The 7,717-nt window shown below is 65.1% G+C and carries 13 protein-coding genes; 3 read left to right on the top strand and 10 right to left on the bottom strand.

The window, feature by feature from the left end:
• Positions 1–56: 56 nt before the first annotated feature.
• From MKK51_RS10345 to MKK51_RS10385, 9 genes are all read right to left on the bottom strand, one after another.
• Entirely contained in the window at positions 57–1,562 is a 1,506-nt protein-coding gene (locus MKK51_RS10345; protein WP_243976881.1) for a replicative DNA helicase, read from the bottom strand.
• Positions 1,559–1,831: a hypothetical protein gene (locus MKK51_RS10350; protein WP_243976883.1), complete on the bottom strand. Its 273-nt coding sequence runs from the start codon at positions 1,829–1,831 to the stop codon at positions 1,559–1,561. The genes MKK51_RS10345 and MKK51_RS10350 overlap by 4 nt, the downstream gene beginning before the upstream one ends.
• A 5-nt stretch (positions 1,832–1,836) precedes the next feature.
• Complete coding sequence (locus MKK51_RS10355) at positions 1,837–2,415, bottom strand: MT-A70 family methyltransferase (protein ID WP_243976885.1); 579 nt, start codon at positions 2,413–2,415, stop codon at positions 1,837–1,839.
• Positions 2,415–2,906, bottom strand: a complete 492-nt coding sequence (locus MKK51_RS10360; RefSeq protein ID WP_243976886.1) for a RusA family crossover junction endodeoxyribonuclease — start codon at positions 2,904–2,906, stop codon at positions 2,415–2,417. The genes MKK51_RS10355 and MKK51_RS10360 overlap by 1 nt, the downstream gene beginning before the upstream one ends.
• Positions 2,907–2,921: 15 nt before the next feature.
• On the bottom strand, positions 2,922–3,521 hold the full coding sequence (locus tag MKK51_RS10365) for a hypothetical protein (protein WP_243976888.1): 600 nt from the start codon (positions 3,519–3,521) through the stop codon (positions 2,922–2,924).
• Positions 3,522–3,592: 71 nt separating this feature from the next.
• On the bottom strand, positions 3,593–3,964 hold the full coding sequence (locus MKK51_RS10370; protein ID WP_243976890.1) for a Gp49 family protein: 372 nt from the start codon (positions 3,962–3,964) through the stop codon (positions 3,593–3,595).
• A 2-nt stretch (positions 3,965–3,966) separates the two neighbouring features.
• Positions 3,967–4,449, bottom strand: a complete 483-nt coding sequence (locus tag MKK51_RS10375; protein ID WP_243976892.1) for a hypothetical protein — start codon at positions 4,447–4,449, stop codon at positions 3,967–3,969.
• Between the two features lie 337 nt (positions 4,450–4,786).
• Positions 4,787–4,969: a hypothetical protein gene (locus tag MKK51_RS10380; protein ID WP_243976893.1), complete on the bottom strand. Its 183-nt coding sequence runs from the start codon at positions 4,967–4,969 to the stop codon at positions 4,787–4,789.
• 1 nt (position 4,970) lies between these two features.
• A complete protein-coding gene (locus MKK51_RS10385; protein WP_243976895.1) occupies positions 4,971–5,261 on the bottom strand; it encodes a hypothetical protein in 291 nt (96 codons plus the stop codon).
• A 128-nt stretch (positions 5,262–5,389) separates the two neighbouring features.
• On the opposite strand from MKK51_RS10385, the gene MKK51_RS10390 reads away from it, so the two are divergent.
• Entirely contained in the window at positions 5,390–5,647 is a 258-nt protein-coding gene (locus tag MKK51_RS10390) for a hypothetical protein (protein ID WP_243976897.1), read from the top strand.
• Positions 5,648–5,655: 8 nt separating this feature from the next.
• Here MKK51_RS10390 and MKK51_RS10395 read toward each other — a convergent pair whose 3' ends face one another.
• A complete protein-coding gene (locus tag MKK51_RS10395) occupies positions 5,656–5,895 on the bottom strand; it encodes a helix-turn-helix domain-containing protein (RefSeq protein ID WP_243976899.1) in 240 nt (79 codons plus the stop codon).
• An 87-nt stretch (positions 5,896–5,982) separates the two neighbouring features.
• Between MKK51_RS10395 and MKK51_RS10400 the strand changes: the two genes are divergently transcribed.
• Positions 5,983–6,771 carry a helix-turn-helix domain-containing protein gene (locus MKK51_RS10400; protein WP_243976901.1) on the top strand — a complete coding sequence of 263 codons (789 nt, stop codon included), beginning with the start codon at positions 5,983–5,985 and terminating at the stop codon, positions 6,769–6,771.
• Positions 6,772–7,350: 579 nt separating this feature from the next.
• A complete protein-coding gene (locus tag MKK51_RS10405; protein ID WP_243976903.1) occupies positions 7,351–7,566 on the top strand; it encodes a hypothetical protein in 216 nt (71 codons plus the stop codon).
• Positions 7,567–7,717: the final 151 nt, after the last annotated feature.

A 7,717-nucleotide genomic window follows, 5' to 3' on the forward strand; every position in this document is an offset into this window, starting at 1 on the left:
CGCGCAGGTCGATATGCGCAGGCACGAGGGGGTCAGGAAGCGGATTGGACATAGGTTCAGACCCCAGGCTGAAGGTTGCGGATTGCGTTCAGAGCCGGGTCGATCCAGGCGCGCACGATGTGGTTCGCGCGGCCGATCCGGTTCTTATCGATGATGATTTCAAGGAGGTGCCGGCAGCCCGCGTGCTCGGCGAGCGCTTCGGGGTTCTGCTCCCGGTATTTGCCTGACCGCTCGATGTAGTAGGCAGGGCGGTAGAGGAACGCGACGGCGTCCGAGTTCTCCTCGAACGCGCCAGCGCCGCGGATGTCCGCGAGGCTGGGCCGGCGGTCCTCGACGGACTTCCCCTCGGTGTTCCGGTTGCACTGCGCGAGCAGCAGGACCGGCACGTCGAGGTGCTTGGCCAAGGAGAGAGCGCCGTCGGCGACCTCCTTCAGGCCCTCGTCCTCGCGATTGTAGGCGCGAGACGGGCGGACGATGTGCGCGTGGTCGATCACCACCATGCCGAGCGGCACACCCTTACGGGCATACGAGTTCGCCAGTCGGTCGGAGGCGGCAGCGATGTCACCGATGGTGCGCCCGCCACCGTCCTCGATGTGGAAGTGCTCGCCGCGCATCTCGTAGACGGCATCAGCCACATGATCGGCCTCACTCGGAGACAGACCGCGCCGGCGCATGATCTGCTCATAGGCGAGCTTCGTTCCGCGATCGAAGAGCCAGCTCGACGTGCGGCGGGCCTGGATCTGCTTCCGGGTCATCTCGAGCGAGTGATAGATCGCGAGGTGCCCCTGTCGGCCGATCGCGCTGGCCTGCTCCACCCCGAAGATGGATTTCCCCATGGCGGTGCGGGCCGCGACCGTGATTAGCGTCGAGGGCTGGGGGCCCCCGCCGATTTCTTTGTCGAAGGCCTCGACGCGGGTGTGAGGCACGACCCGGCCATGGCCCTGAAGGTCGGCCGTGATGTCCGCGATCAGCTCGTCGCCGGCCTCGTCCGCCGTGACCGACATCACCTTGCGATCGACGAAGGACGCGCGGATCTGGTCGACACGGGCATAGACCCGTTCGAGGTGCGGGCCCGGCACGAAGCCGGAGCCGTCGGCCGCCTTGTTCGTGACGGCCGCCAGCTCGCGCAGCTGCCAGTATTGCTGGATCGTCCGGGCGTATTCCGGCGCCGAGATCGGCGTGCACGCCATGACCACGAGCCGGCCGAGGTAGGACAGCACGTTCTGGCCGCCGAGATCGAAGGCGAGGTTGGTCGCACCGAGCGCAGCCTTCACCTTGATGCCGTTCGGCGTATCGCCGGCGGCCACCAAGTCGCCCATTACCTGCCAGATGGCCCGGTGCGCCTCCTCGAAGAAGTGCTCGGCCGCGACCAGGTGCTGAACCAGCGGGAAGACGTGCGGGGCCTGCATGATGCAGCCGATGAGTCCGGCCTCGGACTCGACACTGGCGATCGGCGCGACGGTGGCGGTCGGGGCCGCAGGCGTCCGGCCGTGATCGCCGCGGTACTCTTCGATCGGGACGACGTTCTGGCCGAACCCTGGACGGTCGAGGGGCTCGTTCATGCCGAGGCCCTTTGCTCTACGGTCGCGAGCTCGCGACGGAGCATCTCCTTCACGTAGCCTTCGCCCTTCAGCTTCTCGATCTCAGCCAAATCGACGAGCAGGAGCCCGGCCTCAGCGAGCGCGAGGTCACAGTCGAACCACTTGTACTGATCGTCGCCGCGGGCGCGGGTGTAGAGGTCCCACCAGCGTTTGGCGGCCTCACCAACCACGGCAGCCAGTCGCGAGACGGGCACGGGCGAGGTCGGCTGCAGGATGTTGTACCGGGCCATCGCGCCTACTCTGCAGCCATGAGGGCGGGCGCATCGAAATGCCCGACTTCGTTCCCCCAGGCCGTCCAGCCGGGGCGGGACTCGCGCGAGAACAGATCGGCGCGGCGTAGGGCGGCTGGCATCAGCGCCTCGGCGGCGGCGTAAGCCTCGTCAGGCTTGCGGCTGTGCTCGCGGATCGGGGCCATGATCACGCTGCGCACGGACCGGCCGGCGCGCGGATGACCGAACTTCCCGATCAGGAAGGGCTCGGAGGCGCAGCGCAGCACGTAGCCGGTACCGAAGGCGATCTTGCCGCCGCTTGTCGTCTTCACCCACGTCCCGGACGTGGTGAAGGTGAAGCCCCAGGCGGCCATGACGGCGAGCGCCTGCGGGAGCATCGGGTTCGTAGCCCACAGCCAGACAAAGGCGTCACCGCGGGCGAGCTGCGCCACGGGGAGCGCCTTGATCTCGTCGAGCGTCATGCAGGCGTACTGAGCCTGCGCGCTCTTCGCCTCGCCCTTGTCGGAGCGGTGCGCGAACGACCACGGCGGATCTACCATGAGCATGTCGAAGCCGAACGGGGGTAGGGCGCCGAACGGCCACATCAGGCTGCCTCGTCCAAAGCAGGAGCAGAGGCGCCGAGGGTGGCGATCGCCGGAACCCATGGCTCGACGGTGATCACCAGCTCGGGGTTGTCCGAGTAAAACTTGCGGACGATGCCGTCGACGACGGTAGAATCGTCGCCCCACACGACTTCGTTCAGCGCGTCGCAGACCTTCCCGATGTTGTCCCAATCGGGTTTCACGACCGGGCGGATGAGGCCGTTACGCGCCTCCCGCTTCTTCGCCTGTGACCAGCTCGTGGGGATCGGCATGAACGCGTAGACGACCACCACCAAGGGGCCTGACAGGGGCAAGCGTCCGACCATCACGACGGCGGCCGTAGCCCGCAGGGCAGCTTCGTAGCGCGCCGTTTCCGGATCCGGGTATTCCTGGACGAACGGCTTCTTGCCGCCGCGCGGGGCAACGACGCGGGCGCGATGCCGGCCTTTGCCCCGCGGCTCCCCGGGGAGAGTGATGACGATCTGCTCGGACATGACGGTGCTGCGGCCCTACTCGGCGGACACGGTCTGGCGCTGCGGTCCATCGCCGAGCGCTGGAGCACCGGGGAGGGCGTTACGGGGCCCCTTCGCCGTCTGCTCCTTCAGGAAGGCGTCGCCGGCCGCCGTGCTGTCACGCATGGCCTCGCTGGGCGTGGTCGCCTTACCCTCGCGTTTCGCGCTGGCCTTCGCGTTGGCCTTCGTGAACTCGCGCTCTGCCTCCTCGAGCGGCAGGCCGGGCGAGCCCTGCGCCTGCCCCTTGCGCGACTTCTCGTCCGCCTCGGCAGCTGCGGCAGCGTCCGCGATCATCTGGCCGACGTCGTCGAGGAGGTCGCCCTGATCGCCGTAGCCCATCAGCTGGCAGCACATTAGGAAGCCGCGAATGAAGTCCTGCCGCTTCAGGTCCTCCATCTTGTGGCAGTCGAGGATGAGCTTCACCGATTTCGCCGGCAGCCCGCTACTCGCGCAGTAATCCGAGAGCGCCGTCGACTTGTTCGAGTTCGCGTTCGCAGCGCGCTGGGATGCGCCGGCGGCGTCACGGATCGCGTCCTGCAGCTGGGCGGCCGTCGTCTTGATGATCTTGGGCGTCGCGCCCTTCGGTTTCCTGGCCATGGTGACCTCTCAGGTTCGGGGAGGGAGCGACGCGGCCGACGACCGCGAAGGGGGAGGATTCGGGGGAAGGCCTACGGGCGCGGCTCACCGCGCGAGCGGGTGTCCTGCGCGCCGACGCGGGGGACGCGGGGCGGTTCGGCGGCACCGGCTAGGCGCTCGCGGAGCAGGTAGCCTTCGAGCGGCCAGATCTTCTCGCGGGCGTTCCTCTGCGCGATCTGCCGACCGATCTCGGCGTCGAAGTTCTCCGGGCTTGCCGCAGCGCTCTCGCCGGTGACGATGAAGCCGTTCCGAAGCTTCAGCGCGCAGATGGTCAGCGTCGTGCCCGGGAAGACGTAGAAGTCGGCGCCGACGATCGTGTCGTCGATATCCTGCGGGGTCAGGCGCGGAGCCGTAAGGCCTTTCGCCTGGATCGCAGCTTCGGTGTTTTGCTCTTCGAGCGACATGCTCACTCTCCCTCGATTGCCCGCCACAGCGGCAGGTCGTTCACGCCCAGCGACGGCAGAGCACCCTTGCCCACAGCCGAGCGAACCAATGGGCTGGGGGCTTCTCGTCGGGCCGGGCCTCGCGCAGCCGGGCTCGCAGCGAGGGCGTTTCGGTCCGTTCCCGATAGAGGCGCCGCAGCGCCCGCAAGAGCCGCATGGAGTTCCTCCCGAAGAGCGTTGTTGTTGGTCTCGGCCTCATCGGCCGCAGCCTCGATCCGCGCGCAAAGCCGCTCGTAGGCGGTGCGGATATTGAGGGCGTCGCGCAGGTAGATCGCGGCATCGGGCTGGCGTCCGATGACCTTGCGCACCCAGGTCTGCGACTTGCCCAGCATCGAGCCGAGCGCCTGGTACGCGTCCATTCGCGACATGCCGCGAGACTGGAGCGCCTCGACGGCCGCGACGATGTTCGGCCTGACGAGGCCGAGTTCCTGTTCAGCCGTCATCATCGACCGAACGCCTTCTTGCTTTGTCCGCATCTGGTCAGAGCCCTGTGCTTCAAGATGATCGAAGCAACGGAGGCTGATTGGTGCGGGAGGGTGGACGGGATACGCAGCACACAGGCTCGATCGACGGCTTGGCGGCACAGGCGAACGAGCAAGACGAAAGGGGACGTGCCGACCGGAGGCCTTGTGATGGTCCGGTCGGCACGCTCACGAGCGGGAGGCTTGCGCCTGCAACCGCCGTGATCTCGGAAGAGGGCGCGTCCGGTGCTCGATCTGTCGGAACGAGGATTGCCGGACGCGATCGCGGGGCGACATCCCGCGCGATGGGAAAAGGGAGCGTTCATGCCGCGAACCTCGCACCGATGAGGCACACGGCACCGGCCGCGAGGAACACGCCCGCGAAGGCCGCGCCCGTGCGCATGGCGCTGGGATCGCCGCTGACACGGTTGCTGGAGAGGCCGGCGATCAGCACCGCGTCGACAGTGAAGACCATCCCAAAGAAGGTGAGGACGAGTGCGGCCATGTCAGTGCAGCGCCTTCGTGAAGCCACCGACGGTGACTTCCTGCGGGACGCCGGTGACGTGCGCGATCAAAGCCTTGTCGAGCGCATCGTGGGCGAACGTCATCGCCTGTTCGCGCAACCGCTCGTTCGGATGGGCTGCAACCAGGGAAGCGGCAACGTCGACCAGCGCGGAGATCGCCTCGACGGCATCAATCGCCGGGCCAATGGCCTTCGGGTTGGCGCGGTCGAGCTCTTCGGCATGGCTCTCGATCAGAGAGCGGATGGCGCAGGTGAGGCAGGAGCACGCCATCACGCGGCGCTCGCTTCGGAGGCGGCGGGGGGCGCATTGTCAGGAGCGACCAATGCACCGACAGTGTGATGGTGGAGGACCGGGCTGGCACCCGATCCTCCGCGCCGAAGTCCATGCCGTTGTGAGGCACCATGAACGACGACGAACACGACGCGCGTATTGTCACGCTGGAACGCGCGTTCTTCGAGCTCTTCGCAGAGCTTCGAATGTCGGGACTGCTTTCTCCCGAGCAGACCGGAAACATAATCGCGCGAATTGCTCGACAATGTCAGTCTCAAACGGAGGTGAGATACGTTGGCGATTACACCAGAGCTTTGGCGGCTGGCGATACACTGAACGAATGGTATCGACAGCGGCAGCTTCGCGAGGGGCGTATGCCGCAGCGTTAATGCTGACATCACACGGCCTCCTGCGCTTCGGAGGCGGCGTCGATCCGAGATTGCCGACGGCGATTGCGCTCGGCTGCCTGCTCCGCCCAATCACGGACCGTGACCTTACCCTCGGTAAGATCCTCGATCTTCATCATCGTGCCGGCGTCTGGTTCACGCTCGCCGTACTTCCACTTTTTAACCGCGTGGCCGGTGCAATCTCCGATCAGCGCCGCGAAGGCGTCGTCGTCGATTTGCTCTTCGCGCATGTGATCGAGTAACCGCATGCAGCGAGCTGTTCCCCATTTTGGGGTATTCCGTCAAGCGGTAAACCCCCAAAACGGGGAGCGCTCGTGTTGATCGCTTCAGGCATTGTCCCCGATATGGGGAAAAAGCCACATCCACCGAACAACTTGAAGAAGCTCCGCGAAAAGCAGGGCTGGTCCCAGGAAGACATGGCGACCAAGCTCGGCATGTCGAAGGGCGGCTATGTGAAGGTTGAGGACAGCGATCGCGGACTGAAGGCAGATCGAATCGCCAAGGCAGCCGAGGTGCTGGGCGTCGCGCCTAGCGAGATCATTGAAGGGGGCGAGGCGGTACCGACAGCCGTGCCGACCGATGCATCAGCGAGGGAGCAGACCCCGTCACAGGCAACGCCGGCGAGCCGCGGCTTCTCATTCAAGAAGGTGACCGGCACGCTATCGGCTGGCATCTTCAAGGATGTGGAAATCCATGGCGACGAGCTAGACGAGGTCGTTTCAGCCCCGCCCAGTACAAAATACCCTTGGGCGAGGCAATTCGCTTGGCGCGTCGAGGGCGATAGCATGGATCAAGCATCACCGAAGCCAATAAGCGATGGCGATTATGTTATTGGGCTGTCTTATGAAGGCATTGAAGGGGCGGTCACACTTCGGTCAGGGCTCAACGTTGTTGTGAGGCAAACATTGGACAATGGCCAGTCATACGAAGAGACCGTGAAAGAACTAGTTCTGTCCGAGACAGCGGCCGAATTTCACCCGCGTTCGTCGAACCCAAAACACAAGCCCATCATCGTGAAGCGCGACCTCACGGCCGACGACGGCCGCAAGGTCGAGATCCGGGCATTGGTCCAGTATGTCTTCGACAACCACGAAACCGAGTTCTGATTTAGCTCAGTCTTGTGAACGCCCCTCCTCAGGGGTGCGCAGGTAGTCTACCCGAACGACAATCGACATATCCGTTCCGCATCGCTTGCAGTCGTGCTCGATGCGATCCAGCGCCCCACTGTCCGTGAAATCGTGGATCGTTGCCGGGTCCCCTGGTTCGTCCGCCATGCTGACGCACACAGCGTCCTCCGAAGCGCATCCTGGGCAGCGAAGCTGCACCCTGAACTTTCGCTCCATGATCTTGGGCTTGAACCCAGCCGAGCGGCTGGTCGTAGGCATGAACATAACCGTCACGGCGGAACTCCGATTGCGATGTTCCTATAATGTTCTAATTTTTCACTCATGAGTCGAGTCCTGATTGGGCAAAACCGCAACCTGTGGACAACGGGGAAGAAAGTGCAGCATCGAGAAGGCGTTCCACTCGGAAAACGGTGACTCCGGCGCCCGTACAGGCCGCATTTTATCGCCTATGGGGATCCAACTGGCATAGGCATTCCCAGCAGTTCCCCATTTTGGGGTTGACGCATTCCCCAATATGGGGATGATGTCTCCATCGCCCCACGGTGATGGAGCCAAAACGTGAGCCAGCCCCAACCCAAATACGTCTCGGATCGCGTCAGCGCGGAAAGCATGATTGACGACGCCTCGCAGGCGATGTCCACGCTGAACGGTGCCCGGCATCGTCTGAGCGAGGACACTCCCGAGACGGCCAACATCCTCCGCGATTACGTCCGCGACGCGCTCAAGGCGCTGACCGCCGCCGAGGTCCTGCTCTCCCGCCGTGGGGAGCAGTGAGCCATGGCGCGCCACACCCCCCTCCGCCGCGAGCTGCCGACCCTCCACCAGGACGGTTCGATCAAGTTCCGGATCGTCCTGAAGCAGGCCCGCTCCGAGAAGCGGATCCTCGCCGAGCTGATCGCCAAGCGCCGCATCGCCGGCTACCCCG

Origin of the sequence: Methylobacterium sp. E-045, assembly GCF_022829685.1 — a bacterium.
Lineage (GTDB): Bacteria > Pseudomonadota > Alphaproteobacteria > Rhizobiales > Beijerinckiaceae > Methylobacterium.

What these genes read in the sequence shown, in the direction of transcription:
- MKK51_RS10370 (WP_243976890.1), bottom strand. Translation starts at nt 3,964, where the DNA reads ATGTCGCTCGAAGAGCAAAACACCGAAGCTGCGATCCAGGCGAAAGGC.
- MKK51_RS10375 (WP_243976892.1), bottom strand. Translation starts at nt 4,449, where the DNA reads ATGATGACGGCTGAACAGGAACTCGGCCTCGTCAGGCCGAACATCGTC.
- MKK51_RS10360 (WP_243976886.1), bottom strand. Translation starts at nt 2,906, where the DNA reads ATGTCCGAGCAGATCGTCATCACTCTCCCCGGGGAGCCGCGGGGCAAA.
- MKK51_RS10345 (WP_243976881.1), bottom strand. Translation starts at nt 1,562, where the DNA reads ATGAACGAGCCCCTCGACCGTCCAGGGTTCGGCCAGAACGTCGTCCCG.
- MKK51_RS10395 (WP_243976899.1), bottom strand. Translation starts at nt 5,895, where the DNA reads ATGCGCGAAGAGCAAATCGACGACGACGCCTTCGCGGCGCTGATCGGA.
- MKK51_RS10350 (WP_243976883.1), bottom strand. Translation starts at nt 1,831, where the DNA reads ATGGCCCGGTACAACATCCTGCAGCCGACCTCGCCCGTGCCCGTCTCG.
- MKK51_RS10365 (WP_243976888.1), bottom strand. Translation starts at nt 3,521, where the DNA reads ATGGCCAGGAAACCGAAGGGCGCGACGCCCAAGATCATCAAGACGACG.
- MKK51_RS10380 (WP_243976893.1), bottom strand. Translation starts at nt 4,969, where the DNA reads ATGGCCGCACTCGTCCTCACCTTCTTTGGGATGGTCTTCACTGTCGAC.
- MKK51_RS10355 (WP_243976885.1), bottom strand. Translation starts at nt 2,415, where the DNA reads ATGTGGCCGTTCGGCGCCCTACCCCCGTTCGGCTTCGACATGCTCATG.
- MKK51_RS10390 (WP_243976897.1), top strand. Translation starts at nt 5,390, where the DNA reads ATGAACGACGACGAACACGACGCGCGTATTGTCACGCTGGAACGCGCG.